Origin of the sequence: Pseudomonas sp. SWRI77, from assembly GCF_014269105.1 — a bacterium.
GTDB classification, from domain to species: domain Bacteria; phylum Pseudomonadota; class Gammaproteobacteria; order Pseudomonadales; family Pseudomonadaceae; genus Aquipseudomonas; species Aquipseudomonas capeferrum.
Genome location: NZ_JABWRV010000039.1, coordinates 1 through 25,922, shown reverse-complemented (window position 1 = coordinate 25,922; position 25,922 = coordinate 1). Strand labels below are relative to the sequence as shown.

Sequence of the window (25,922 nt, the reverse complement as noted above, 5' to 3'; positions counted from 1 at the left end):
GGGTTGCGCCGGCCTTGAAGGTTTAGAGCCAGCCAGTGTGGGAGCGGCCTTGCGCCGCGATAGGGCTGCAAAGCAGCCCCAGCGGGATCAGATCAGAAGATGCTGATCGGGTACTCGACGAATACGCGGACTTCGTTGCCGTCGTCGTTGTAGCCGTTCTGCTGTACCGCATTGTTGGTACGCACGAACGAGCTACGCAGCTTGATCGACAGGTCCTTGGCCGGGCCGTCCTGAACCACGTAACGGATCTGGTTGAAGATCTCGCGCTCTTTACCTTCACCGAAACCTTGCGGGTTGGCGACGTTGCGGGTGTTGATGTTGTCACCCACCACGTAGGCCAGCTTGTAGGTCAGGCCCGGAACACCATAGGCGCCGAAGTCCAGGCCGTAGCCCAGCTGCCAGGAGCGCTCGTCTTCGGCGTTGAAGTCGGACCAGTACGAGTTGGCCAGGTAGATGGTCGAACCACCGTCACCCACGCCACCGGCGTTCTGGTAGAAGCCGTAGTTGTAGCCGGTGCTGCCGGTGCTGCGCTGATGCGCGAGGGTGAACGAGTGGGCACCGTACGCGTAAGTGGCAGCCAGGCTCCAGATGGTGTTGGAATCGCCGTTCAGGCCAGCGGCCTGGACGTACTGCTTGTCGATGTCCGACTTGTAGCCGTTGAAGTCCAGGGTCAGCGACTGGTCGCTGGCGATCGGGAAGACGTAGTTCAAGCCCAGGTAGTGCTTCTTCATCACGTCTTCGTTGTCTGCGGTGTACAGCGAAGCGGTGAAGTTGTCGGTGAACTTGTAGCTACCGCCGAAGACGTTGATCGACTTCAGGCCACCACCGTCACGACGCTCGGCGCTCTTGCGCGCTTCCTGGGTGAAGCGACCGGCGTTCAGCTCCAGGCCCTCGATCTCTTTCGAGGTCAGCAGGGTGCCGGTGAAGCTTTCTGGCAGCAGACGTGCATCGTCGTACTGCAGCACAGGCAGTGCCGGCATCTGGTCACCGTACTTCAGCACGGTGTTGGAGATGCGGAATTTCACGGCAGCGCCGCCACGGGCAAGGTTATGCGGCGAGCTGGCGTTGCCCTCGGCATTGGTGGTTTCGTGCGGTTTGAAGAAGTCGACGCCGCCACCACCGTTGTGGCCCTTGCCGCCGTCCAGACGCACGGCATACAGGCCGAATGCGTCGACGCCGACACCGACGGTGCCCTGGGTGAAACCGGAGGAGAAGTTGGCGATGACGCCTTGGCCCCATTCGATCTGGTCATCGGTACCGTGCTTCTTGTCACGGTTGATGTAGGCGTTGCGCAGCAGCACATTGGCGTGGCTGTCTTCGATGAAGCCCTTGCTGTCGGCCTGCTCATTGGCCTGTGCCTGGGTCGCGGCGATCATCGCCAAGGCGACCAGGCTGATCCTGGTTTTCAACATGTTATTTTCCTTATTTCTTAATCAAAAACGCTCTGCAATATGACGCCAGGAACCAACGCCCCTTCGTAGGTTCGACGCTATGCGGATCCAAACTGGAAGGCTTTGCCGGCAAGCGCACGGTGGCCTTCAACAGCAGCATGGCCATGTCATGGCCAGCAGGCGTTGGCCGAATCCTAGCGGTGTGCGATTACAAATGTCAAAAAATCGTGAAATGCAGGTTGATATAACCAAAATAACCGGCAGGTCTGGTGCATTTCCATGCCTGTTCGCGCTATCGGTGGGCAATTTTTCTCTTGTCAGGTAAGTCACCTGACGTTGTGGGAGCAATCTTGGGCCGGGGGATCATACAAAGTGCCTAGTTACAAAGTGATACATATGTAAAGACAACCCTTTACAAATACCCAAGCAACAGTAAATAGCAAGCATTACCATTCGCACCTTCTTTTCACCTGCCTCGGTCCGGATGTGTCCATGCTTGTACCCTGCCGCCTTTCCCCCCTGCCGCTGGGCTTGTCGCTGCTGTTCAGCGCCAGCCTCGCCAACGCCGCCACCACTACCCTGCCGGAACTGTCGGTCACCGCCGAAAGCGAGCGTGAACAGGACAACCCGCGGGTCAAGGAGGTGAGTACCGCGACGCGCACCTCGACGCCGGTGCGCTATGTACCCCAGGCCATCGACACGGTGAAAACCGCCAACGTGCTGGATTACGGCAGCAACACCTTGGGCAAGGCACTCGAGGGTATCCCCAACGTCAGCAGCGGCGCCGACACCCGTTTCGACAGCGTGCGCATCCGCGGCTTCGATGCCAGCAACGACTTCTATCTGGACGGTGTTCGCGATGACAGCCAGTACATTCGCGACCTCAACAACATTGAGCGTGTCGAAGTGCTCAAAGGGCCGGCCGCAGTGCTGTACGGCCGTGGCAGCCAGGGTGGCATCGTCAACCGCGTCAGCAAGGCGCCCGAGCACGGCCGCCGTTCGAGCATCGAGGCGCAAGGCGGCAGCCAAGACCTGCGCAGCCTGTACGCCGACCTGAGTGCCGACCCCAGCGACACCATCAGCCTGCGCCTGAACCTGGGCAACGAGGACAGCAACAGCTTCCGCGATGGCATCGATGGCAGCCGCCAACTGTTCGCGCCCTCGATGAGCTGGCAACTGACGCCGGACCTGAACTGGCTGGTGCAATACGAATACAGCCGCTACAACCGCACGCCCGACCGCGGCATCCCTGGCGTCAACGGCCGCCCGGCAGACGTAAGCCGCAGCACCACCTATGGCGATACCCAGCGCGACTACATCGACGACCGCGCCCAGTCGCTGCGCTCGCGGTTGAACTACCAGCTAAACGAAGCCTGGCAACTGCGCCACACCCTTGGCCTTTTCAAGCTCGACAGCGAGTTCGACAACACCTACGCCACGGGCTACAACGCCAGCAACAACACCGTCACCCGCCAGCGCTGGCAGCAAGACCTGAACACCCGCAACCTGTTCAACAACCTGGAAGCCGAGGGCGACTTCAACACCCTGGGGCTGGAGCACAAACTGCTGGTGGGCCTGGAGTTCGGCAGCCAACGGCGTGACCCGACCCTGTACACCGCCCCGACGGGTACGGTGCCGAGCCTGGACGTGGGCAACCCCAACCGTAACCTGCAGCACAATGGGCCGCTGCTGGTGTCGAGCAACAACCACACCGTTGTCGAAAGCCGTGGCCTGTACCTTCAGGACCAGGTCCGCCTGAACGATCAATGGCAAATCCTCGCGGGCGTGCGCTTCGACCAGTTCGAGGTGGAAACCACCAACAAGATCAAGGGCATTTCCGAGCCGCAGGACAGCAACACCACCAGCCCGCGCCTGGGTGTGGTGTATACGCCGTGGCGTGATCACTCGTTCTATGCGTCGTGGAGCAAGACCTTCTCGCCCGTGGGCGGTGGCCTGATCGGCATCACCCCGGGCGCGCCGGGCAACACCAACGACACCGGGCCAGAGATGACCCGGCAGAAGGAAATCGGGGTCAAGAGCGACTGGCTCGACCAGCGCCTGACCACCACCCTCGCGGTGTATGAACTGGAGCTGTACAACCGCCGCACGCGTGACGCCAACAACCCGGAAATCATTGTGCTCACCGGCTTGCAACGCTCGCGCGGCATCGAGCTGACCGCTACCGGCAACATCGTCGGCAACTGGTACGTGCGCGGGGGCATCGGCCTGCAGGATGCCACCATCGTCAAGGACAACAACAACCAGGAAGGCAACCGCATCAACGACGTGGCCAAGCGCAACGCCAGCCTGTTCGTGACCTGGAAGCCGGAGCTGGGCTGGTACGCCGAGACGGGGCTGACGCTGGTGGGTGACCGTTATGCCGACAACCAGAACACCACGGTAATGCCGGGTTATGGCCGCTGGGATGCGCTCGCCGGCTACCGCACGCACGATTGGGATGTGCGCGCGGCGTTGAACAACATTGCCGACAAGACCTACTACAGCTCGGCGACCAGCGCCGCGCAGATTCAACCGGGTGACCCGCGCAGCCTGGTGGTGACGAGCACTTACCGCTTCTGATGTTTACTGCCTGCACCGGTGTCAGGGCCGGTGCAGGCTAGCCCGATACGGTCAGTGCCACACCGCCATCAGCGCTTGCATCTCCGCGTCACTGATCAGCCCTTGGGGGTATCGCCCGGCAAGCAGACGTCGTGGGTCGGTCGTCCTGACCTGTTTGCTTCCATGGTGCTTCAACCACTGCGCCAGAACTTTGAGCGATTGATGATTCACTGCCGATGGGCACAAAGCCGACTCACTTGCTGCGTTCATTTCCACACGTACTCCCTTGCCCGTGAGCGGCTAATCTACGTAGGTATTGTTACAGATCCAAGCGCCCGGCCAAGCCGAGCTATCTCGTTGAAAAACAATACAAAACATATGCCATTCGCGGCGCCGGACGTCGCCTGAAATAAAAAGCCCGTCAGATGACGGGCCTCTTCGTTCAGCGTGGCTTCAGCGCTTGAGCGGCGCGGGTTGCTGTTGGGTCAGGCAATGGATATTGCCCCCGCCCAGCAGCAGCTCACGGCCAGGGATCATCACCACTTCGTGGTCCGGGAAGATCTTGGCCAGGATCGCTCTGGCCTGGGCATCTGCAGGGTCATCGAAACTTGGCGCGATGATGCCACCGTTGACGATCAGGAAGTTCACATACGAGCCGGCCAGACGTACCGACGGGTCGCGCTCCTGGCTACCGGCCACCTGGTCGACACCGTCACATTCTTCGGCAGTGGCATACAGCGGGCCCGGAATCGGCATCTTGTGCACCACGAACTCACGGCCTTTGGCATCGCGGGTGTTTTTCAGCACCTCCAGCGCGGCGTGGCAGCGTGCGTAGTTGGGGTCGTTGGAATCATCGGTCCAGGCCAGTAACACTTCACCTGGGCGCACGTAACAGCAGAAGTTGTCGACGTGGCCGTCGGTTTCGTCGTTGTACAAGCCGTCCGGCAGCCAGACCACGGTGTCGACCGCCAGGTGCTCGCGCAGCACCGCCTCGATCTGTTCACGGCCCAGGTGCGGGTTGCGGTTGCGGTTGAGCAGGCATTCCTCGGTGGTGATCACGGTGCCTTCGCCGTCCACGTGGATCGAGCCACCTTCCAGCACGAAGCCCTCGGTCTGGTAGCGCTGGCAGCGCTCCATTTCCAGTACCTTGGCGGCCAGTTCCTCGTCACGGTTCCAGGGCGCGTAGAGGCCGCCCTCGAAACCGCCCCAGGCATTGAAGCCCCAGTCCACACCGCGCACTTCGCCGTGGTCGTTGATGACGAAGGTTGGGCCGGTATCGCGCACCCAGGCATCGTCATTGCTGATTTCCACCACGCGGATGTTCGGCAGGTCGAGTTGGCGACGGGCGTTTTCGTACTGGCCAGCGGAAACCCCCACGGTCACCGGCTCAAAGCGGGCGATGGCCTTGGCCAGCGTCACATGCGCAGCCTGCGCCGGTTTGCCACCCAGGCGCCAGTTGTCCGAACGCTCCGGCCAGACCATCCAGACCTGGGTCTGCGGCGCCCATTCAGCGGGCATATGGAAGCCGTCGGCACGGGGGGTGGAGTTGAGGGTTTTCATGGTTAACCTCTGCGTAGGCCCTGAGCCGATGTGCACTGGGGCGTTGGTAGTGTGTGTGTAGGAGCGGCCTTGCGTCGCGATGGGGCGCAAAGCGCCCCCGGCTATCGCAAATTTATAACCGATATATATCGGTATTAAAAGCAAAAAAGCCTGTCTAATTGAACAATCAAACCAATTACACCGATATCAATCGAAATAACCCCAAGCCTTCCCGCCAAACCCATGATATTTGTCTGCCACCACCCTAGCCGACGAGCTAGGCTGCATGCCATAGAACTTGGTTTTCCAGAGGCCATTTGAGATGCGCATACTCGTCACAGGCGGCGCCGGCTTCATTGGCTCGGCGCTGGTCCGCCACCTGATCGACAACACCGAACACGAAGTGCTCAACCTCGACAAGCTGACCTACGCCGGCAACCTCGAATCGCTGCAGAGCATCGCCAACAACACCCGATACGAATTCGTCCAGGCCGATATCGCCGACTCGGCAACCGTCAGCGCCGTGCTCGAACGCTTTCAGCCTGGGGCGATCATGCACCTGGCAGCCGAGTCCCATGTGGACCGGTCGATCGACGGCCCGGCCGCGTTCATCCAGACCAACATCGTCGGCACTTACGCCCTGCTCGAAGCCACCCGCGCCTGGTGGAGCCAGCTGCCGGCCGAGCAGCGCCGTGCGTTCCGTTTTCACCATATCTCCACCGACGAAGTCTATGGCGACCTGCATGGCGCCAACGACCTGTTTCACGAGACCACGCCGTATGCGCCCAGCTCCCCCTATTCGGCGAGCAAGGCCGCCTCGGACCACCTGGTGCGCGCCTGGCACCGCACCTATGGGCTGCCGGTGCTGATCACCAACTGCTCGAACAACTACGGCCCTTACCATTTCCCCGAAAAGCTGATCCCGCTGATGATCCTCAATGCCTTGGCCGGCAAGCCACTGCCGGTGTATGGCAATGGCCAGCAAGTACGTGACTGGCTGTTCGTCGAAGACCACGCCCGGGCGTTGCTTGAAGTAGTGAGCCACGGACAGGTCGGCGAAACGTACAATATCGGTGGCCACAACGAGCAGAAGAACCTCGACGTGGTGCACGCCATCTGCGCCCTGCTCGAAGAGCTGGCGCCGCAGCACCCGCAAGGCGTGGCCCGCTATGCAGACCTGATCAGCTACGTCCAGGACCGCCCCGGCCACGACCTGCGCTATGCCATCGATGCCAGCAAGATCGAACGGGAACTGGGCTGGGTACCGCAAGAAACCTTCGCCAGCGGGCTGCGCAAGACGGTGCAGTGGTACCTGGACAACCTGCAATGGTGCCGTCATGTCCAGGATGGCAGCTACCAGGGTGAACGCCTGGGCAATACCGACATCAAGGAGCTCATTGCATGACCAAGGGCATCGTCCTGGCCGGAGGATCCGGCACACGCCTGCACCCCATCACCCTTGGGGTTTCCAAGCAACTGCTGCCGATTTACGACAAACCGATGATCTACTACCCGATTTCGGTGCTGATGCTCGCCGATATCCGCGAAATCCTGCTGATCTCGACACCCCAGGACCTGCCCCAGTATCGCCAGCTATTCGGCGACGGCAGCCAGTTCGGCATCCACATCAACTATGCCGAGCAGCCCTCGCCCGATGGCCTGGCCCAGGCATTTCTGATCGGCGAGCAGTTCATCGGCGATGACTCGGTGTGCCTCATTCTTGGCGACAACATCTTCCACGGCCAGAGCTTCACCGAACAGTTGCAGCGCGCGGTCAACCACCCGAGTGGCGCCACGGTATTCGGCTATTGGGTCAAGGACCCGGAGCGCTTCGGCGTGGTCGAGTTCGACGAGCAAGGCAACGCCCTGTCCATCGAAGAAAAGCCCCTCAAGCCCAAGTCCAGCTATGCGGTGACGGGCCTGTACTTCTACGACAACGACGTGATCGAAATTGCCAAGGGCATCCGCCCCTCCGAGCGGGGCGAACTTGAAATCACCGATGTCACCAATGCCTACCTCAAGCGCGGCGACCTGCGCGTGGAGCGCTTTGGCCGCGGCTTTGCCTGGCTCGATACCGGGACTCACGAGAGCCTGCTGGATGCCTCGCAATATGTGCAGACCATCGAGAATCGCCAGGGGCTGAAGGTGGCCTGCCTGGAAGAAATCGCCTTCAACAAGGGCTGGATCACCCGTGACCAGTTGCTGGCCAAGGCTGAAAAATTCAAGAAGACCGGTTACGGTCAGTACCTGGGCAAACTGGCTAACGAGTCTGCATGAACATCATCCCCACCGAGATCCCTGATGTACTGATCATCGAACCGACGGTATACGGTGACAGCCGAGGCTTCTTCTTCGAAGCCTTCAACGCCCGTGAGTTTGCCAAGCAGACCGGCGTTGCCGTGGACTTCGTCCAGGACAACCACTCCCGCTCCCTCAAGGGCGTGTTGCGCGGCCTGCACTATCAGGTGGAAAACACCCAAGGCAAACTGGTGCGCGTGGTACAGGGCGAGATCCGCGATATTGCCGTGGATGTGCGCAAGAGCTCGCCAACTTTCGGCCAGTGGGTTGCCGTGCACCTGTCGGCCGACAATCATCGCCAATTGTGGATTCCACCTGGCTTTGCCCACGGTTTTGCGGTGGTCAGCGAAACGGCCGAGTTCCTCTACAAGACCACCGACTACTACAACCCAGGCGCCGACCGTTGCATCCGCTGGGACGACGCGCAGCTGGCCATCGACTGGCAACTCGAAGGGCCGCCGGTGCTGTCGGAAAAGGACAAGGTCGGCGTACCGCTGAGTGAGGCGCAACTGCTGCCATGAAGATTGTCGTATGTGGCCGTAACGGCCAGGTAGCCCAGGCGCTGCAGGCGCAGCTGGTAGGCCTTGGCGAGCTTCACGTGCTCGGGCGCGAGCAACTGGACCTGGCCCAGCCCGAGGCCCTGCGTGGCCCGCTGCGCCAGCTGGCCCCCGACCTGATCATCAATGCGGGTGCCTACACGGCGGTCGACCAGGCCGAGCACGAGCCAGAGCGCGCCTTTGCGATCAATGCCCACGGCCCTGGCGTACTTGCCGAAGAAGCGGCACGGCTCGGCGCGCCGCTTATCCACTACTCCACCGACTACGTTTTCGACGGCAGCAAGGCCACGCCCTATACCGAACAAGACGCCCCCAACCCCCTGGGGGTCTACGGCCAAAGCAAACTTGCAGGCGAGCAGGCGATTGCCGCAGTGGCCGGCCAGCACTTGATCCTGCGCACCAGCTGGGTTTATTCGCTGTACGGGCGCAACTTTCTGCTGACCCTGCAGCGCCTGCTGCAAGAGAAGCCTCAACTGCGCATTGTCGACGATCAGATCGGCGCACCGACCTGGGCCGGCAGCATTGCCGCCAGCACCCGTGTATTGGTCGAACGTTGGCAGGCCGGGCAGGCGGGCGCCTGGGGCACCTACCACCTCACCGCGCAAGGCGAGACGTCCTGGTTCGGCTTCGCCCAGGCCATCGCCGAGCAACTCAAGGCCCAAGGCCTGCCCTGCGCCGAACTGCTGCCAATCCCGTCCAGCGACTACCCCACGCCGGCCCGCAGGCCGCTCAACTCACGCCTGGACTGCTCACGCCTGGCCCACGAATGGCACATCCGCCTGCCACACTGGCAGCAGGCGCTGATCGACTGCCTCAAGTAGCGCATAATTGCGTCAGACTTTTCTGGCGCACTTACGTGATGATTGCAAAACCCACGCCCCCACGCCGTCCCCGCTGGCGCAGCCTGGCCCTGCTGGCCCTGTGCCTGGCCCCGCTGCTGTGGCCGCTGCATCACCTGGCCGAGCGCTACTACCAGGAAGAACTGGCCTCACAGAACCGCCAGACCCTCGACCTGTACGTCGCCAACCTGCTCGGCACCCTGCACCGCTACGAAACCCTGCCGCAGATCCTCGGCGACCTGCCGGCCCTGCGCGGCGTGCTGGCTGACCCGTTCCGCCTGGAAGCGGTGACCAACGCCAACCGCCTGCTCAAGAACATCGTCCAGCAGACCGGTGCCGAGGTCATGTACCTGATGGACGTCAGCGGCAACACCCTGGCCGCCTCCAACTGGGACAAGCACGACAGTTTCGTCGGCCGTAACTTCGCCTTCCGCCCTTACTTCAACGAGGCCATGGCCGGCCACCTGGGGCGCTTCTTCGGCCAGGGCACCACCTCGGCCAAGCGTGGCTACTTCTTCGCCGCAGCGGTGCGGGACCGCGAGCGCATCGTTGGCGTGCTGGTGGTCAAGGTCGACCTGGACCACACCGAAACCCTCTGGGGCCGCACCCCAGAGCAACTCTTGCTGACCGACCATAACGGCGTGGTGATCCTGACCTCACGGCCCGACTGGCGCTTCCGTGCCACCCGCGCGCTGACCGAGGCCGAGCGCCAGGCGATCATCGCCATCCAGCCGTACCCAACCCAGGCCCCGCAGCCGCTGCTGCTCAGCCAGAATGCGTGGATCACCCAGACCCGCGACATCAAGGAAACCGGCTGGCAAGTCAGCATCCTCGCGCCACGCATGCTGGTCGACCGCTCGGTGCAGACGGTGATGGCCATCGGCGCCGGCACGCTGCTGGTGATGATGCTGCTGGCCGGCCTGGTGATGCAGCGGCGGCGCCACTACATCGACCGTATCGACTTCGAGGCCCGTGGCCGCCAAGAGCTGGAAAAGCGCGTGGCCGAACGTACCGCCGACCTCGAAGGCCTCAATACCCGCCTCAAAAGTGCCGTGCTGGAACGTGAAAATGCCCAGCAGGAAGCCGTGCGGGCTCAGGACGAACTGGTCCAGGCCGGCAAGCTGTCGGTGCTGGGCACCATGTCGGCGAGTATCAGCCACGAGCTCAACCAGCCGCTGGCGGCCATTCGCAGTTACGCCGAGAACGCCGAGATCTTGCTTGACCATCAACGCACCGACGACGCCCGCGGCAACCTCAAGCTGATCGGTGAACTGACCGGGCGCATGGCCTCTATCATCGCCCACCTGCGCGCCTTCGCCCGCCGCGACCGCCACGCCCCGGAGAGCGTGGCCCTGCAGCCGGCACTGGACGATGCCCTGGCCTTGCTGGCCAAGCGCCGCCGCGCGATGGCCGTCGAGCTGATCCGCGACCTGCCAGAGGCCACGTTGTGGGTACAGGCCGGCGAAACCCGCCTGCGCCAGGTACTGGGCAACTTGCTGGCCAACGCCCTCGACGCCCTGACCGAAAAGGCCAACCCGCGCCGTCTGTGGCTGAGTGCCGAACAGCGCGATGGCTACGTCTACCTGTTCATCCGCGACAACGGCCCTGGCTTCAGCCGCCAGGCGCTGGAGCATGCCAAGGAGCCGTTCTTCACCACCAAGACCCGCACCCAGGGCCTGGGCCTGGGGCTGGCCATCTGCGAAAGCCTGATGCGCGCGCTGGGCGGTGAACTGCTACTGGCCAACCACCCTGAAGGCGGCGCCTTGCTTACCCTGCAACTGCGCGTGGCCGCACCCGGCGCTACCCTGCCCAATTCGGAGGACCCCTCGGCATGACCCCCGAGACACTGATCGACAGCCAAGCCCAGGTCATTCTGGTCGACGACGACCCCCACCTGCGCCAAGCGCTGAGCCAGACCTTGGACCTTGCCGGGCTCAAGGTGGTGGCGCTGGCCGATGCCCAAGGCCTGGCCGAGCGTATCGAAGCCGACTGGCCCGGTGTGGTGGTCAGCGACATCCGCATGCCTGGCATCGATGGCCTGCAACTGCTGGAGCAACTGCACGGGCGCGACAGCGAGCTGCCGGTGCTGCTGATTACCGGCCACGGCGATGTGCCGTTGGCGGTACAGGCGATGCGCGCCGGTGCCTATGACTTCCTTGAAAAACCGTTTGCCAGCGACGCCCTGCTCGACAGCGTGCGCCGCGCCCTGGCCCTGCGCCGCCTGGTGCTGGACAACCGCAGCCTGCGCCTGGCCTTGAGCGACCGCCAGCAACTGGCCACGCGCCTGGTGGGCCAGTCGCCGTCGATGCTGCGCCTGCGCGAGCAGATCGGCGCCTTGGCCGGTACCCGCGCCGATGTGCTGATACTGGGTGAGACCGGTGCCGGCAAAGAGGTGGTGGCCCGTGCCCTGCACGACCTGTCCAGCCGCCGTGACGGGCCATTCGTGGCGATCAACGCCGGGGCACTGGCCGAGTCGGTGGTCGAGAGCGAGTTGTTCGGCCACGAACCTGGCGCCTTCACCGGTGCGCAGAAGCGGCGCATCGGCAAGTTCGAATTCGCCAATGGCGGCACGCTGTTTCTCGATGAAATCGAAAGCATGAGCCTGGATGTTCAGGTCAAACTGCTGCGCATGTTGCAGGAGCGGGTGGTCGAGCGCCTGGGCGGCAACCAGCTGATCCCGCTGGATATCCGCATCATTGCGGCCACCAAGGAAGACCTGCGCCAGTCCGCCGACCAGGGGCGCTTCCGCGCCGACCTGTATTACCGCCTGAACGTGGCGCCGCTGCGCATACCCCCGCTGCGTGAGCGCGGTGACGACATCCTGGTGTTGTTCCAGCACTTCGCCGATGCCGCCAGCCAGCGCCACGGCTTGACGCCGCACACCCTGCAGCCCGCCCAGCGCGCCATGCTGCTGCGCCACGCCTGGCCTGGCAATGTGCGGGAGCTGCAGAACGCTGCCGAACGCTTTGCCCTGGGCCTTGAGCTTGCCCTCGACGGCCAGGCACCGGCTGCGACAACGCCGGCGCCGGTGGTAGTGGCCGGCAACCTCAGCGAACAGGTCGAGCAGTTCGAGCGCTCGCTGATTGCCGCCGAGCTTGCCCAACCCCACAGCTCCATGCGCAGCCTGGCCGAGGCACTGGGCATTCCACGCAAGACCTTGCATGACAAGCTGCGCAAGCACAGCCTCAGTTTTGACGGCGGCAGCGGCGGGCACGACGACCAGGAGGACAACCGCCCATGAGCACCGACAGCCAGTACCTGCAGGGCGTACTGCACAGCGACATCCCTCTCACGCGGGAAATGGGCCTGAAGGTCATCGACTGGCAGCAGCACACCCTGCGCCTGCAACTGCCGCTGGCGGCCAACGTCAACCACAAGAGCACCATGTTCGGCGGCAGCTTGTACTGCGCTGCGGTACTGGTGGGCTGGGGGTGGCTGCACCTGCGCTTGCGCGAGTTGGGCATCGATGACGGGCATATCGTCATCCAGGAGGGGCAGATCAGTTACCCGTTGCCGGTCACCGGTACGGCGGTGGCCCGCTGTGCGGCGCCGGATGAAAAGAGCTGGGCGCGCTTCGTGACGATGTACCAGCGCCGTGGGCGGGCGCGGCTGACGCTGGAGACTACCGTCAGCAATGCCGGCAGCGACGAACCGGCCGTGCAGTTCAGCGGGCAGTACGTTCTGCACCGCTGATTGCCTGCACGCACCCTAGTTGTTGTAGGCGCGGCGCGACAGGTCGATCAAGGCCTGGCGCCAGCTGGCAGCGCTGGGCAAGGCCAGGAAAAACGGGTTCAGCAGTGACTCACGCGGCGGATAGCGGAACGGCTGGCCGTCCAGCTCGATGACCTCGCCACCGGCACCTTCGACCACACCCTGCGCCGCAGCAGTGTCCCACTGCGAAGTCGGCGCCAGGCGCGGGTAGCAATCGGCGCTGCCTTCGGCCAGCAGGCAGAACTTCAGCGAGCTGCCGATATTGGCCAGTGCCAGGTCCCCCACCGCAGCCCCTAGCCCGGCCAGCAGCGCTTCTTGCTCCGGGCTGGAATGACGACGGCTGGCGACCACGGTGAAACGGCCATCGGCAGGCGGTGCATTGCGTACCTGGATCGGCTCGGCCGCTTCACCCGCCTCGGCACGCCAGGCACCCAACTGGCGGCCGCCAAAGTAACAGCGCCCGTTGGTCGGCATCGACACCACGCCAAACACCACCTCAGCGTTTTCGATCAGCGCGATGTTGACCGTGAACTCTTCACTGCCTGCAATGAATTCCTTGGTGCCGTCCAGCGGGTCGACCAGCCACCAGCGGCTCCAGCCCTGGCGCTCGGCCAGCGAGATGTCGCAGTCTTCCTCGGACAGCACCGGGATGTGCGGCGCCAGCGCCAGTAAGCCATCGGCAATGACCCGGTGCGCCGCCAGGTCTGCCGCAGTGACCGGTGAATCGTCGGCCTTGTTGCTGACCGCCACATCGGCGCGCCAGAACGGCAGAATCGCCTGGCCCGCCACCTGGGCCAGCTTGACCACTTCGTGCATCAGCTGCAGGTCGTTCATAGCTCCAGCAGCCCCCGCTGGCTCAGCAGGTCGCGCGCCAGGTACAGCGCCGCCAAGGCGCGGCCCTCGGTGAACTGCGGGTGCATGGCCAGGGCCGACAGCTCGCGCAGGTTGACCTTGTCGACCCGCATCGGCTCCGGCTCATCACCTTCAAGCTGCTCTTCATACAGGTCGGTCGCCAGCACCACCTGGATCTTCTGGCTCATGTAGCCAGGCGACAGCGACAGTTCGGTCAGGTGCTCCAGTTGCCGCGCCCCAAAACCGGCCTCTTCCTTGAGCTCCCGGTCTGCCGCCGCCAGCACGTCCTCGCCCGGTTCGATGAGGCCCTTGGGCAACGACAGCTCGTATTCGTCCGTGCCGCCGCAGTATTCCTCGACCAGCACAGCATGTTCGGCGTCGAGCATCGCCACGATCATCACCGCCCCGTAACCGTTGCCCCGGCCGACCAGTCGCTCGTAGGTGCGCTCGGCACCATTACTGAAGCGCAATTGCACGGCCTCGACGCGGAACAGGCGGCTGCTGGCGACGATTTCGCGGTTGAGGACGGTGGGTTTCTGGCGCATGGGGCAGCTCCTGGGCGTGAACGGGTTACTATACCGTGGCTAGCCGACTGAACGAGAGTTTCCCATGTCTGTTCTTCCCTGGTCTGCCATCGATACCGTCCTGCTGGACATGGACGGCACGCTGCTCGACCTGCACTACGACAACCGATTCTGGCTGGACCACCTGCCCCAGCGCTATGCCGAGCTGCATGGCGTCAGCCGGGCCATGGCAGAAATGGAGCTGCAGCCGCTGTTCGAGCGCAATGCTGGCACGCTCAACTGGTACTGCCTGGACTTCTGGAGCCGTGAGCTGAAGCTGCCGATCCGTGAGCTCAAGCGCGAGATCGCCGACCTGATCGCCCTGCGCCCGGATGCCGACACCTTCCTGGCCGCCATCCGCCAGGCGGGCAAGCGCGTGGTGATGATCACCAATGCCCACCGCGATTCGTTGTCACTGAAGTTGGAGCGGGTAGAACTGGCGCCGTACTTCGAGCGGCTGATCAGTTCGCATGACTATGGCTACCCCAAGGAAAGCCCACAGTTCTGGGATGCGTTGCAGGCGGATATCGGCTTCGACCCGGCGCGCAGCCTGTTTATCGACGACACCCTGGCCATTTTGCGCAGCGCACGGCAGTTTGGGGTCGGGCACTTGCTGGCAGTGAGGCAACCGGACAGCCAGGCAGCGCCGCGCGATACCCAGGAGTTTGCCGCGGTAGAGGATTACCGGGATTTGTTGTCGGGTCTTTGAGGGCCTCTTCGCGGGGCAAGCCCGCCCCCACAGGTAAGCAAAACCCTTGAGCATTGCAGGGTGCCTGTGGGAGCGGGCTTGCCCCGCGAAAGAGCCAGCACGATCTATCAGTCCGGAATGCGCAACACCTGCCCCGGATAGATCTTGTCCGGGTGCGACAGCATCGGCTTGTTGGCCTCGAAGATCTTGTTGTACTGGTTGGCATTGCCATACACGACTACGGCAATGGCTGACAGCGTGTCACCCTTTTTCACGGTAACGAAGCGCGCCGCCTGAACGACCGGCCCTGTTACGGTGATCTGATCATCAACGCTGGCCACACCGTTGATGTTGCCCGCCGCCAGAATGATCTTCTCTTTCTCCTCCTGGCTGGCAACCTCGCCTTTGAGGATGATCGTGTCGCCCTCTACAGTGGCGGTGATGTCCGGATTACCCAGGCCGACGCTTTCCACGTGCTTTTTCAACTGGTCCTCGGCATTGGCATTACCGGGGGTCAGCAGGTCGATCAACTTCTCGCCGGCTTCCTTCACGAAACTGAACAGGCTCATTGCGTTCTCCTTGTTGATAAAACCTCGGAGCCAGGAGTCTAGGCCAGGATTACCCGATATGCCCCTGCCGCGGCCAATCGACGCGGTCTATCAAGGCATAGACCCTAGCGATTAGACGAGACCGTCCCACAGGCCTAGGCTTGGGCTATCAAATCGCCGCCGGTAGCCAGCCCCGATGAACAGCAAACCTCCGGTCTGCGCGGCCTCATCGCCTTTGGCCTTGCCCGCCGCCAGCAACACCTACGATTATGCCCAGCTCGGCGACGCCGAGCGCGCCAGTACGCCCCTGGCCGAAGAAGTGGCCTTGGCCATTGCCTACAACGGCCTCAACCAAGCGGTGATGCTGGTCAGCCCTACCGACCTTGAAGACTTTGCCGTCGGCTTCAGCGTCGGCGCCGGGCTTGTCGAAGGCACCCACGAGATCTATGACCTCAAGCTGTCCGGCAGCGGTTCGGCCCTGTACGCCGACCTGGAAATCTCCAGCCGTGCCTTCTGGAACCTGAAGAACCAGCGCCGCCAGCTGGCCGGCACCAGCGGCTGCGGCCTGTGCGGGGTCGAGGCACTCGAGCAGGCACTGCCCGAGCTGGCCGAACTGCCCGGCGCGCCCTTGCCGCCTGCGCACTGGCTGGCAGGCCTGCGTGGGCGTATCGACGCCTTCCAGCCGCTCGGCCAGCATTGCGGCGCGGTGCATGCGGCACTGTTCATGGACCGTAACGGCGAACTGCTGCTCGGCCGCGAAGACATCGGCCGGCACAACGCCCTCGACAAACTGATCGGAGCCCTGCTGCGCCAAGGCATCGACAGCACCGGCGGCCTGGCCATCGTCACCAGCCGCTGCAGCCTGGAGCTGATCCAGAAGGTGCTGCGTGCCGGCATCCAGACCCTGGTCAGCCTCTCGGCACCCACCGGCCTGGCCCTGCAATGGGCGCGCAAGCACAACCTCAACCTCATTCACTTGCCCAAACACAGTGCACCGCGGGTCTACAGCCCAGCGGCGGAGTCGTAACAGCCGTGACCTCGTACCAGCCCCTCCCTGACAACGCCCCAGCCGCCCCCCCTCGCTACAAGCCCTACCACGGCCCCGCCGGAGGCTGGGGCGCGTTGCGCAGCGTGGCCAAGGCTTGGGTCGGCAGCGATAACGCACTGAAGAACATCCGCGCGCTGCTCAAGACCAACCAGAACGGCGGCTTCGACTGCCCCGGCTGCGCCTGGGGAGATTCGCCCGAAAGCGGCATGGTCAAGTTCTGCGAGAACGGCGCCAAGGCGGTCAACTGGGAAGCCACCAAGCGCCGCGTGGACGCCGCCTTTTTCGCCCGCTACAGCGTCAGCGCGCTGCGCGAGCAGAGCGATTACTGGCTGGAGTACCAGGGGCGCCTGACCGAACCGATGGTCTACGACGCACTACAGGACCGCTACCAGCCCATCAGTTGGGATGCCGCCTTTGCCCTGATCGCCCGCGAACTGAACAACCTGGCCACCCCTGACCAGGCCGAGTTCTACACCTCGGGGCGGGCCAGCAACGAAGCCGCCTACCTCTACCAGCTGTTCGTGCGGGCCTACGGCACCAACAACTTCCCCGATTGCTCGAACATGTGCCACGAAGCCAGCGGCGTGGCCCTGGGGCAAAGCGTCGGCGTCGGCAAGGGCACGGTCACCTACGACGACTTCGAGCATGCCGATGCGATCTTCGTCTGGGGCCAGAACCCGGGCACCAACCACCCACGCATGCTCGACCCGCTGCGCGATGCGGTGAAACGCGGCGCCCAGGTGGTGTGCGTAAACCCGCTGAAAGAGCGTGGCCTGGAGCGTTTCCAGCACCCGCAGAACCCGCTGGAGATGTTGACCAACAGCGACCGGCCGACCAACACCGCGTTCTTCCGCCCGGCCCTTGGTGGCGATATGGCGCTGCTGCGCGGCATGGCCAAGTTCGTCCTGCAGTGGGAACGTGAGGCCCAGGCCAACGGCGAACCTGCTGTGTTCGACCATGCTTTCATCGCCGAGCATGGTCACGGCGTCGATGACTACCTGGCAGTGGTCGATGCCACGCCGTGGGCGCATATCCAGACGCAATCCGGCCTGGCCCTGGCCGACATCGAGCTGGCCGCGCGCATGTATTGCCGTGGCAAGCGGGTGATCATGTGCTGGGCGATGGGTATCACCCAGCATCGCCATTCGGTGCCGACCATCCAGGAAATCGTCAACCTGCAGATGCTGCGCGGCAACATCGGCGCGCCTGGCGCCGGCCTGTGCCCGGTGCGTGGCCACAGCAACGTGCAGGGCGACCGCACCATGGGTATCAACGAGCGCCCGCCGCTGGCACTGCTCGACGCCCTCGAGAAGCGCTTCAACTTCCCCGTGCCGCGGCACAACGGCCACAACACCGTCGAAGCCATCCACGCCATGCTCGACGGCCGTGCCAAGGTGTTCATCGGCTTGGGCGGCAACTTCGCCCAGGCCACGCCAGACACCGCGCGTACCGCGCAGGCGCTGCGCAACTGCGAGCTGACCGTGCACATCAGCACCAAACTCAACCGCAGCCACCTGGTGCACGGCAAACAGGCATTGATCCTGCCGTGCCTGGGCCGTACCGATATCGACCTGCAGGCCGACGGGCCACAGGCGGTGACCGTGGAAGACTCGTTCAGCATGGTCCATGCCTCCAACGGCCAGTTGAAGCCGCTGACGACGCAGATGCGCTCGGAGCCTGCGGTGGTTGCCGGTATCGCTGCCGCCACCCTGGGCAAGCAGCCGGTCGACTGGCACTGGCTGGTTGCCGACTACGACCGCATCCGCGACCTGATCGGCGACACCATTGCCGGCTTCAGCGGCTTCAACCAGCGCCTGCGCGAGCCGGGTGGCTTCTACCTGGGCAACAGCGCCGCCAACCGCGAATGGCAGACCAGCACCGGGCGCGCCAATTTCAAGGCCAACTTGCTGCCGGACACCTTGCTTGATGAGCGCGTGCGGGCCAGCGGCCAATTGCCCGACCTGGTCATGCAGTCGATGCGTTCGCACGATCAGTACAACACCACCATCTATGGCCTGGATGACCGCTACCGAGGCGTGCGCGGCCAGCGTGAGGTGCTGTTCGTCAACGAGGCCGACATCATCCGCCTTGGCTTCCAGCCGGGGCAGAAGGTCGACATCGTCTCGTTGTGGGGGGATGAGCATGTGCGCCGTGTGCACGGCTTCACCTTGCTGGCCTTCGATATCCCGGCCGGGCAGGCGGCGGCCTATTATCCAGAGGTGAACCCGCTGGTGCCGTTGGAGAGCATTGGCGATGGCAGCCATACGCCGACGTCCAAATTCATTGCCATCAAGCTGGAACGTGCGCGGGACGATGGGCGTATTCTGTAGCGCTCGAAAGGCTTACGGCAAAAACGAAAAAGCCCTGTTCCGTAACGGTTCAGGGCTTTGTCATAAGTACCTCTGACAGCCAAAAAACAATAAAGTTTCACCTAGAAAACAGTAACTTAGAGAATTGTGTACAACTCGTGCTACTCGTCGGATTTCAATTGCCAGCCGGCCTCCATAGCCTCAAATTCGCCTCGTCATCCTTATGAGGCTCTCTTGATGAAGAAGTACTCCTCGATTCTGTTGTTGTCTTTCAGCTTGCTCAGCGGCGTTGCCATGGCCGGTGGCAATACCGAGGCCGGCATTGGCGGCGCATTGGGTGGGGTACTCGGCTCCGTAGTGGGCAACTCCATCGGTGGTAGCACGGGCGGCGCTATTGGTGCCGGCCTGGGCGGCGCAGCCGGCGGTGCCCTAGGTGCCGACAAACGCCAGCGTGGCGAGGCCGCCATCGGTGGCGCGCTGGGCGCCGCAGGCGGCAACGTGGTTGGTCGCTCGGTGGGCGGCACCACCGGTAGCTATATTGGTGCGGCAGCCGGCGGCGGTGCCGGTGGCGCGCTGGGTAACTACATGGGCAACAAGGCCGACGACGACGAACGCCATGACGATCGCCGCTACCGCCGTAGCTACGACGACCGTCGTCACTATGACCGTGGCAACCATTACGGCCACCGCAAGCACAAGCGCCACTGGCGCCACTGATGCCTGAGGGCTTGGCCCTGGCAGCAAAAGCCCCGCCCCGCCCGGCGGGGCTTTTTTATGCCTGCGGGGCGAGCTGAAGGCCGCTGAGAATGGCCTGCAGCGCCTCAGGCAGCGGCACAGGCCGGCCGCTTGAGCGCTCGATGAACACCTGCACCACCGTCCCCGCCGCACACGCATCCCTTTCGCCAGGGCGATACAGCGCCAACCGGTATTCCACGGTACTGCCGGCCAACCGCGTCACCCCCAGGCCCACCTCAAGCACATCCGGAAAACCCGGCAGCGCGAAAAAGTCCGCAGCCGAACTGACCACGAACGCCGCCAGCGCACCTTCACGCAGGTCCAGCTCAGCTTGCTCGACGAGGAAGGCCTGGATGGCGGTTTCGAAAAAGCCATGCACGGTGGCACCGGCGATGTGGCCGTTCAGGTCGTTGTCCTGGGGGCGGGTGAGGATGGGATGGAAGTGGGCGAATGCACTGCGCTGTGGGGCTTCGGTCATCTGTCTGTCTCGCGAGGTCGCAATGGATGCTAACAGTGAAACAGAAAATCCAGACTGGAGGATGTCTTTACGTCCTTTTTGCGGGCAGCCCGCGAAAAGGCCATTAGTCATCGTGCAAAAGCTTCAGGCACAAAAAAGCCGCCATCTCAGGCGGCTTTTCTTTACAGCTAACGACAGCTTACAGCTGTGGGCCAGCAGCCTTGATGGCGTCGGAAACTTCGAACTTCTTGAAGTTTTCGATGAACAGCTTGGCCAGGCCTTTGGCGGCCTCGTCGTAGGCAGCTTTGTCAGCCCAGTTGGTGCGCGGGTTGAGCAGCTCGGTATCAACGCCCGGAACGGCTTTTGGCACGTCCAGGTTGATGATGTCCAGGTGCTCGGTGTCGGCACCTACCAGCGCGCCGCTCTGGATCGCAGCGATCACGGCGCGGGTGGTCGGGATGCTGAAGCGCTTGCCAACGCCGTAGCCACCACCGGTCCAGCCGGTGTTGACCAGGTAGACCTTGGAGTTGAAGCCGTTGATGCGCTTGATCAGCAGCTCAGCGTACTCGCCAGCCGGGCGCGGGAAGAACGGCGCGCCGAAGCAGGTGGAGAAGGTCGACTTGATGCCGCCGCCCGAACCCATTTCGGTGGAACCGACCAGCGCGGTGTAACCGGACAGGAAGTGGTAGGCAGCCTGTTCGTTGTTCAGGATCGAAACCGGAGGCAGAACGCCGGTCAGGTCGCAGGTCAGGAAGATGACCGCGTTAGGCTCGCCGCCCAGGTTCGCTTCAGAACGCTTGGCAACGTGCTCCAGCGGGTAGGCCGCACGGCTGTTCTGGGTCAGGCTGACGTCGGTGTAGTCGGCGTGCTTGTTGGCGTCGAGCACGACGTTTTCCAGCACTGCACCATGCTTGATGGCTTTCCAGATGACCGGCTCGTTCTTCTCGGACAAGTCGATGCACTTGGCGTAGCAACCGCCTTCCATGTTGAAGACAACGCCTTCGCCCCAACCGTGCTCGTCGTCACCGATCAGGTAACGGCTTTCGTCGGCCGACAGGGTGGTCTTGCCAGTGCCGGACAGGCCGAAGAACAGGGTCACATCGCCTTCTTCGCCGATGTTGGCAGCGCAGTGCATTGGCAGCACGTCGGCAGCCGGCAGCAGGAAGTTCTGCACCGAGAACATGGCTTTCTTCATTTCACCGGCGTAACGCATGCCAGCGATCAGCACCTTCTTCTGGGCGAAGTTGATGATCACGCAGCCGTCGGAGTTGGTGCCGTCACGCTCAGGCTCGCAAACGAAGTTGGCAACGTTGAGGATCTGCCACTGGTCACGACCAGCCGGGTTGAACTGCTCAGGGTTGATGAACAGGCAACGGCCGAACAGGTTCTGCCAGGCAGTCTGGGTGGTCATCTTCACCGGCAGGTAGTGCTCGGCGGCCGCACCTACGTGAACGTAGGAAACGAAGTGATCCTGGGCGTTGTTGAACGCCTCGACGCGGTCCCACAGGGCATCGAACTTGTCGGCCGGGAACTTGCGGTTGATCGGGCCCCAGGAGATGGCAGCCTGGGTGGAAGGTTCTTCGACGATGAAACGGTCAGCCGGCGAACGGCCAGTGCGGTGACCGGTCTCGACCACCAGTGCGCCAGTATCGGCCAGCACGCCCTCACCGCGTTGCAGCGCTTCTTCTACCAGCTTATCGACGCTCAGGTCGGTGTACACGGTGTTGTTGGCTTGCGTCATGAGATACCCCATCCGGCCCGAGGCCGAGTGCTCCAAACGTTTTGTAGTTGTCTGTAAAAAACTACTACAGCGAAAAAAGTGGCCGGATTATGCCAGAAACGCCCAAAAAAAGTAGGCCCCTCCTGTCGTTACTGCGCTTTTGCGCAATTCGACAGCAGAATTCCCTGTAGTTAATCGTTTCAGTGCCGAGTTTCTGACGCCGTGTCTGTCCCGCCACCGGCAAACAGTTGCGCGACATCGCTTGCATCGAAGAAATAGCGCTCGTTGCAGAACTGGCAATCGATTTCCACCGTGCCACCGCACTCTTCGACCAACTGCTCGGCGTCGTGCTGGCCGAGGCTTACCAGTGCATTGCCGGAGCGCTCGCGCGAGCAACTGCAGTGGAAGCGCAGCGGCTCGATATCGAACAGGCGCACGGCGTCTTCATGGTAGAGGCGGTGCAGCAGGGTTTCGTTGTCCAGCACCCACTCTTCGGCTTTGAGCGTGCTGGCGAGGGCCGTTACATGCTGCCAGCTCTCGGCGCGCTCTTCGTCGTCGCGCTGGCGGTCTACCGGCAACTGTTGCAACAGCAGGCCGCGCGCCTTGCCGTCCTTGGCATCGAGCCAGAAACGGGTATTGAGCTGCTGCGACTGAACGAAGTAGTTGGTGAAGCATTCCGACAGGTTGGCGCCGTCCAGGTCGACGGTACCTTGGTAACGCTGGCCTTTGACCGGGTCGATGGTCAGGGTCAGGTGGCCGTCGGGCATCAGCTGGGCCAGGGTCGCCTCTGCGCCGATCTGGTCCGCCTCGTAACGGGCAACGCCGCGAATCTCGCGATCACCGGAGCATTCCACCATCAGCAGCGGGATCGGCCCCTGGGAACGTGCCTGCAGGATCAGCAAGCCATCGAACTTCAGCGCGCCCACCAGCAATGCGGTGGCAGCCATCAGCTCACCGAGCAGCGCGGCAACAGGTTGGGGGTACGGGTGACGCGCCAGCACTTCGGCATAGCTGCGGTCGAGCCCCACCCACTCACCGCGGATATCGCGGTCGTCGAAGATGAAGCGTTGGGTGAAATCGGTATCCGGCAATTCGCTCATAGGTTCTGGCTATCTAAAAATGATGACAAAATGGTTACACGGGATTTCGAAACACTTGCGAAGCCCGTGACAGAGCGCTCACAAGGCGCTCCGATTCCTGTTGGCAATAGAGGTATCTTATGGACAATCGACCACTGTTCCAAGCAAGGTGGTCCTTGGGACCTTTGGCAGCCTGCACGCTGCTGCCCATCGCTCTACTGTGTTTCTGGTTATGGCCTATTGGCCAGATCCTGTGCCTGACTTTCGACGAATGGCTGTTTCACAGCCTCAATGCGCCGCTGGCCGACAACACCGCCTGGCGCTACATCTGGACCCTTGGCAGCCTGCGCCCGTTCGACATCGTGGTTGGGTTGATCCTGCTGGCAGTGCTGATCCGTGGCAACTGGGTGTTCAAAGCCTGCCAGGTGCGTGAGGCCTTTTTCGGCTTTTTGGTCACCCTGGTTCTATTAGTGGTGATTCGCGCGCTGTTTTCCAAGTGGGTCGATGCCGCTGGATGGCAACACAAGAGCCCGTCGATGATCTTCGATGACGTCGTGCACCTCAGTGACTACTACCCGAACCTGGAGGCTGCCTGGGAACTCAAGGACCGCTCCAGCAAGAGCTTCCCGGGTGATCACGCCTCGGTGTTGCTGATCTGGGCGTTGTTCATGAGCCTGTTCAGCCGGCGCCTGGTGCACTACCTGGTGGTCTGGGGGCTGGCGGTGGTGTTCATGCTGCCGCGTTTGGTGGCAGGCGCCCATTGGGGCCAGGATGACTACATCGGCGGGTTGCTGATGGCGATACTGGCGTTGGGGTGGAGCTGCTATACACCGTTGGCGGCCAAGGGCAGTGCGGCATTGATGCGCTGGACGGCGCCGCTGTTCCGGTTGGCAGCCAAGCTGCCGTTGGTCGGGCGGTTGGCTGTGGTTCGCTGAGCCTTGGGGCCGCAATGCGGCCCCGATCACTCGAAGCTGCCGTGCAGCTGATGAATCTGCCGCCGCTGTTTCTTGTTAGGCCGGCCGTCGGTGGTCACACCCATCGCGCCGGCCTTGCGCAGCTCGGCAGCCTGTTCACGGCGCCGCACGCTCTCTTCGGTTTCGGCGTACAGCGCCTGCGCCTCCGGCGCCCCACGGCGCACTACCGACAGCGCCTTGACCACGACCGTACGCTCGTCGAACCCGGTGCGCAGGACGAACTCATCGCCCACCCTCGGTTCCTTGCCTGGCTTGCAGCGCTCGCCCCGGCAATGCACCTTGCCACTCTCGATCGCCGCCTTGGCCAGCGCTCGGGTTTTGTAGAACCGCGCCGCCCACAGCCATTTGTCCAGGCGAACCTTGTCGTCTTCTTCCGCCTTGTGTGCCATCCCGTTACCTCGAATTCAGTCTTTCATCGAACTGTACTACCGTATCTTGCGGATGCAAAAAGTCCACGCCGTGCTTACAGTTCACCACCTTATCCCCTGGGTGCGCTTCGTGAAGACATTTGACCATTTGACTGTGATCGGCCTGCGCGAGTGGGTGGCCCTGCCCGACCTCGGGCTGGCCGGGCTGCGCGCCAAGATCGACACCGGGGCCAGCACCTCAAGCCTGCACGCCACCGAGGTGGAACCATTCGAGCGTGACGGCCAGCCGTGGGTCCGTTTTACCGCGCACCTGGGCTCGGTGGTTCAGTTGCGCCACCGCCGTTGCGAAGCCCCGCTGGTGACCATGAAGACGATCAAGAGCTCCAACGGCCATGCCCAGGCCCGTTATGTGATCCGCACTTCGCTGGCATTGGGCGATGCTGTATGGGAAGTGGAGTTCACCCTGGCTTGCCGCAAGGACATGCGCTACCGCTTGCTGCTCGGCTCCAAGGCACTTATTCACGGCCAACTGGTGGTCAACCCTGGCCTGAAGTACGTACAAGACAAACCGGCCTTTCCGGCCACCCTTTCCCCTGTCACAGGTGCTGCATGAAGATCGCTGTGCTGTCGCGCAATCCGCGTCTGTATTCCACCCGCCGCCTGGTCGAAGCCGGTACCCAGCGTGGCCACGAAATGGTGGTGATCGATACCCTGCGGGCCTACATGAACATCGCCAGCCACAAGCCGCAGATCCACTACCGGGGCAAGCCGCTGGAAGGCTTCGATGCGGTAATCCCGCGCATCGGTGCCTCGGTCACCTTTTACGGGTGCGCGGTATTGCGCCAGTTCGAAATGATGGGCGTGTACCCGCTCAACGAGTCGGTGGCCATCGCCCGCTCGCGCGACAAGCTGCGCTCGCTGCAGTTGCTGTCGCGGCGCGGCATCGGCCTGCCGATCACCGGCTTCGCCCACTCGCCTGACGACATCCCGGACTTGATCCAGATGGTCAATGGCGCCCCCCTGGTGATCAAGGTGCTCGAAGGCACCCAGGGCATCGGCGTGGTGCTGTGCGAGACTACCCAGGCGGCCGAGTCGGTGATCGAAGCCTTCATGGGCCTGAAGCAGAACATCATGGTGCAGGAATACATCAAGGAGGCCGGCGGTGCCGACATTCGCTGCTTCGTGGTGGGCGACAAGGTGATTGCCTCGATGAAGCGTCAGGCCAAGCCTGGGGAGTTTCGCTCCAACCTGCACCGGGGTGGGGTCGCCAGCTTGATCAAGATCACCCCGGAAGAACGGATTACCGCGATTCGTGCGGCCAAGGTGATGGGGTTGAGCGTGGCGGGTGTGGATATACTGCGGTCCAACCATGGGCCGTTGGTGATGGAGGTGAACTCGTCGCCGGGCCTGGAGGGCATTGAAGTGACCACCGGCAAGAACGTGGCCGGGATGATCATCGAACACCTGGAGAAGAACGGCGGGCCGAATCAGACCCGGACCAAGGGTAAAGGCTGAGATTCGGGGCTGCTTTGCAGCCCATCGCGACACAAGGCCGCTCCTACAGGGGATCGCGTAACCCTTGTAATCGATGGACTCGCCCCCGCCGAGGCATCACAGTGCCACGGTGGCGTTCATAGAAGCCAACGGCAGCGAGGGCGAGACCATGAAAAAGCATAGTTCGAAGCAC

25 protein-coding genes are annotated in these 25,922 nt (G+C 63.0%); 15 read left to right on the top strand and 10 right to left on the bottom strand.

What is annotated here, in order from left to right; all coding sequences use genetic code 11:
• Positions 1-92: 92 nt before the first annotated feature.
• Positions 93-1,412 (bottom strand): OprD family porin, encoded by a 1,320-nt coding sequence (locus tag HU766_RS25075; protein ID WP_033703209.1) that lies wholly within the window; start codon positions 1,410-1,412, stop codon positions 93-95.
• A gap of 471 nt (positions 1,413-1,883) precedes the next feature.
• Between HU766_RS25075 and HU766_RS25070 the strand changes: the two genes are divergently transcribed.
• Positions 1,884-3,971, top strand: coding sequence for a TonB-dependent siderophore receptor (locus HU766_RS25070; protein ID WP_186661474.1), 2,088 nt, complete (start codon positions 1,884-1,886; stop codon positions 3,969-3,971).
• 51 nt (positions 3,972-4,022) lie between these two features.
• Here the strand turns inward: HU766_RS25070 and HU766_RS26330 are convergent, their stop codons facing one another.
• Together HU766_RS26330 and aguA are read right to left on the bottom strand one after the other, a co-directional pair.
• A complete protein-coding gene (locus HU766_RS26330) occupies positions 4,023-4,220 on the bottom strand; it encodes a hypothetical protein (protein WP_238338693.1) in 198 nt (65 codons plus the stop codon).
• A 183-nt stretch (positions 4,221-4,403) separates the two neighbouring features.
• Entirely contained in the window at positions 4,404-5,510 is a 1,107-nt protein-coding gene (aguA, locus tag HU766_RS25065; RefSeq protein WP_033703211.1) for an agmatine deiminase, read from the bottom strand.
• A 301-nt stretch (positions 5,511-5,811) separates the two neighbouring features.
• On the opposite strand from aguA, the gene rfbB reads away from it, so the two are divergent.
• The 7 genes from rfbB to HU766_RS25030 are packed head-to-tail and all read left to right on the top strand — an operon-like array spanning position 5,812 to position 12,876.
• Entirely contained in the window at positions 5,812-6,894 is a 1,083-nt protein-coding gene (gene rfbB / locus HU766_RS25060; RefSeq protein ID WP_033703212.1) for a dTDP-glucose 4,6-dehydratase, read from the top strand.
• On the top strand, positions 6,891-7,766 hold the full coding sequence (gene rfbA, locus HU766_RS25055; protein WP_186661472.1) for a glucose-1-phosphate thymidylyltransferase RfbA: 876 nt from the start codon (positions 6,891-6,893) through the stop codon (positions 7,764-7,766). Before rfbB ends, rfbA begins: the two co-directional genes overlap by 4 nt.
• Positions 7,763-8,308, top strand: a complete 546-nt coding sequence (rfbC, locus tag HU766_RS25050) for a dTDP-4-dehydrorhamnose 3,5-epimerase (RefSeq protein ID WP_033703214.1) — start codon at positions 7,763-7,765, stop codon at positions 8,306-8,308. The genes rfbA and rfbC overlap by 4 nt, the downstream gene beginning before the upstream one ends.
• Positions 8,305-9,165 (top strand): dTDP-4-dehydrorhamnose reductase, encoded by an 861-nt coding sequence (gene rfbD, locus HU766_RS25045; RefSeq protein ID WP_186661470.1) that lies wholly within the window; start codon positions 8,305-8,307, stop codon positions 9,163-9,165. The genes rfbC and rfbD overlap by 4 nt, the downstream gene beginning before the upstream one ends.
• A gap of 38 nt (positions 9,166-9,203) precedes the next feature.
• The gene (locus HU766_RS25040; RefSeq protein ID WP_186661468.1) at positions 9,204-11,018 is read left to right on the top strand and encodes an ATP-binding protein; all 1,815 of its coding nucleotides are present in this window, start codon (positions 9,204-9,206) and stop codon (positions 11,016-11,018) included.
• On the top strand, positions 11,015-12,424 hold the full coding sequence (locus tag HU766_RS25035; RefSeq protein WP_186661465.1) for a sigma-54 dependent transcriptional regulator: 1,410 nt from the start codon (positions 11,015-11,017) through the stop codon (positions 12,422-12,424). The genes HU766_RS25040 and HU766_RS25035 overlap by 4 nt, the downstream gene beginning before the upstream one ends.
• Positions 12,421-12,876, top strand: a complete 456-nt coding sequence (locus HU766_RS25030) for a YiiD C-terminal domain-containing protein (protein WP_186661463.1) — start codon at positions 12,421-12,423, stop codon at positions 12,874-12,876. The genes HU766_RS25035 and HU766_RS25030 overlap by 4 nt, the downstream gene beginning before the upstream one ends.
• A 15-nt stretch (positions 12,877-12,891) precedes the next feature.
• On the opposite strand, the gene cysQ is transcribed toward HU766_RS25030, so the two are convergent.
• Positions 12,892-13,728: a 3'(2'),5'-bisphosphate nucleotidase CysQ gene (gene cysQ / locus HU766_RS25025; RefSeq protein ID WP_186661461.1), complete on the bottom strand. Its 837-nt coding sequence runs from the start codon at positions 13,726-13,728 to the stop codon at positions 12,892-12,894.
• A complete protein-coding gene (gene nudE / locus HU766_RS25020; RefSeq protein WP_033703221.1) occupies positions 13,725-14,291 on the bottom strand; it encodes an ADP compounds hydrolase NudE in 567 nt (188 codons plus the stop codon). Before nudE ends, cysQ begins: the two co-directional genes overlap by 4 nt.
• A gap of 64 nt (positions 14,292-14,355) precedes the next feature.
• On the opposite strand from nudE, the gene yrfG reads away from it, so the two are divergent.
• The gene (gene yrfG, locus HU766_RS25015) at positions 14,356-15,018 is read left to right on the top strand and encodes a GMP/IMP nucleotidase (protein ID WP_047582917.1); all 663 of its coding nucleotides are present in this window, start codon (positions 14,356-14,358) and stop codon (positions 15,016-15,018) included.
• A 107-nt stretch (positions 15,019-15,125) separates the two neighbouring features.
• On the opposite strand, the gene lysM is transcribed toward yrfG, so the two are convergent.
• Positions 15,126-15,566 carry a peptidoglycan-binding protein LysM gene (gene lysM / locus HU766_RS25010; RefSeq protein ID WP_186661459.1) on the bottom strand — a complete coding sequence of 147 codons (441 nt, stop codon included), beginning with the start codon at positions 15,564-15,566 and terminating at the stop codon, positions 15,126-15,128.
• A gap of 175 nt (positions 15,567-15,741) precedes the next feature.
• Here lysM and fdhD point away from each other — a divergent pair, with 175 nt between their 5' ends.
• From fdhD to HU766_RS24995, 3 genes are all read left to right on the top strand, one after another.
• Positions 15,742-16,572: a formate dehydrogenase accessory sulfurtransferase FdhD gene (fdhD, locus tag HU766_RS25005; RefSeq protein ID WP_186661457.1), complete on the top strand. Its 831-nt coding sequence runs from the start codon at positions 15,742-15,744 to the stop codon at positions 16,570-16,572.
• Positions 16,573-16,577: 5 nt separating this feature from the next.
• Positions 16,578-18,923, top strand: coding sequence for an FdhF/YdeP family oxidoreductase (locus tag HU766_RS25000; RefSeq protein ID WP_186661456.1), 2,346 nt, complete (start codon positions 16,578-16,580; stop codon positions 18,921-18,923).
• Between the two features lie 216 nt (positions 18,924-19,139).
• Positions 19,140-19,619, top strand: a complete 480-nt coding sequence (locus tag HU766_RS24995; protein ID WP_033703227.1) for a glycine zipper domain-containing protein — start codon at positions 19,140-19,142, stop codon at positions 19,617-19,619.
• Between the two features lie 55 nt (positions 19,620-19,674).
• Here the strand turns inward: HU766_RS24995 and HU766_RS24990 are convergent, their stop codons facing one another.
• From HU766_RS24990 to hslO, 3 genes are all read right to left on the bottom strand, one after another.
• A complete protein-coding gene (locus HU766_RS24990) occupies positions 19,675-20,115 on the bottom strand; it encodes a thioesterase family protein (protein WP_033703228.1) in 441 nt (146 codons plus the stop codon).
• A gap of 178 nt (positions 20,116-20,293) precedes the next feature.
• Positions 20,294-21,835 carry a phosphoenolpyruvate carboxykinase gene (locus HU766_RS24985; RefSeq protein ID WP_186661453.1) on the bottom strand — a complete coding sequence of 514 codons (1,542 nt, stop codon included), beginning with the start codon at positions 21,833-21,835 and terminating at the stop codon, positions 20,294-20,296.
• A gap of 179 nt (positions 21,836-22,014) precedes the next feature.
• Positions 22,015-22,914, bottom strand: a complete 900-nt coding sequence (hslO, locus tag HU766_RS24980) for an Hsp33 family molecular chaperone HslO (RefSeq protein ID WP_186661451.1) — start codon at positions 22,912-22,914, stop codon at positions 22,015-22,017.
• Positions 22,915-23,033: 119 nt separating this feature from the next.
• Here hslO and HU766_RS24975 point away from each other — a divergent pair, with 119 nt between their 5' ends.
• The gene (locus HU766_RS24975) at positions 23,034-23,828 is read left to right on the top strand and encodes a phosphatase PAP2 family protein (RefSeq protein ID WP_033703232.1); all 795 of its coding nucleotides are present in this window, start codon (positions 23,034-23,036) and stop codon (positions 23,826-23,828) included.
• Between the two features lie 26 nt (positions 23,829-23,854).
• On the opposite strand, the gene HU766_RS24970 is transcribed toward HU766_RS24975, so the two are convergent.
• Positions 23,855-24,256 carry a S4 domain-containing protein gene (locus HU766_RS24970; RefSeq protein ID WP_047582909.1) on the bottom strand — a complete coding sequence of 134 codons (402 nt, stop codon included), beginning with the start codon at positions 24,254-24,256 and terminating at the stop codon, positions 23,855-23,857.
• Positions 24,257-24,365: 109 nt separating this feature from the next.
• Between HU766_RS24970 and HU766_RS24965 the strand changes: the two genes are divergently transcribed.
• Positions 24,366-24,848, top strand: a complete 483-nt coding sequence (locus HU766_RS24965; protein WP_047582975.1) for an ATP-dependent zinc protease — start codon at positions 24,366-24,368, stop codon at positions 24,846-24,848.
• Positions 24,845-25,750 (top strand): 30S ribosomal protein S6--L-glutamate ligase, encoded by a 906-nt coding sequence (gene rimK / locus HU766_RS24960; RefSeq protein WP_012316721.1) that lies wholly within the window; start codon positions 24,845-24,847, stop codon positions 25,748-25,750. The genes HU766_RS24965 and rimK overlap by 4 nt, the downstream gene beginning before the upstream one ends.
• Positions 25,751-25,922: the final 172 nt, after the last annotated feature.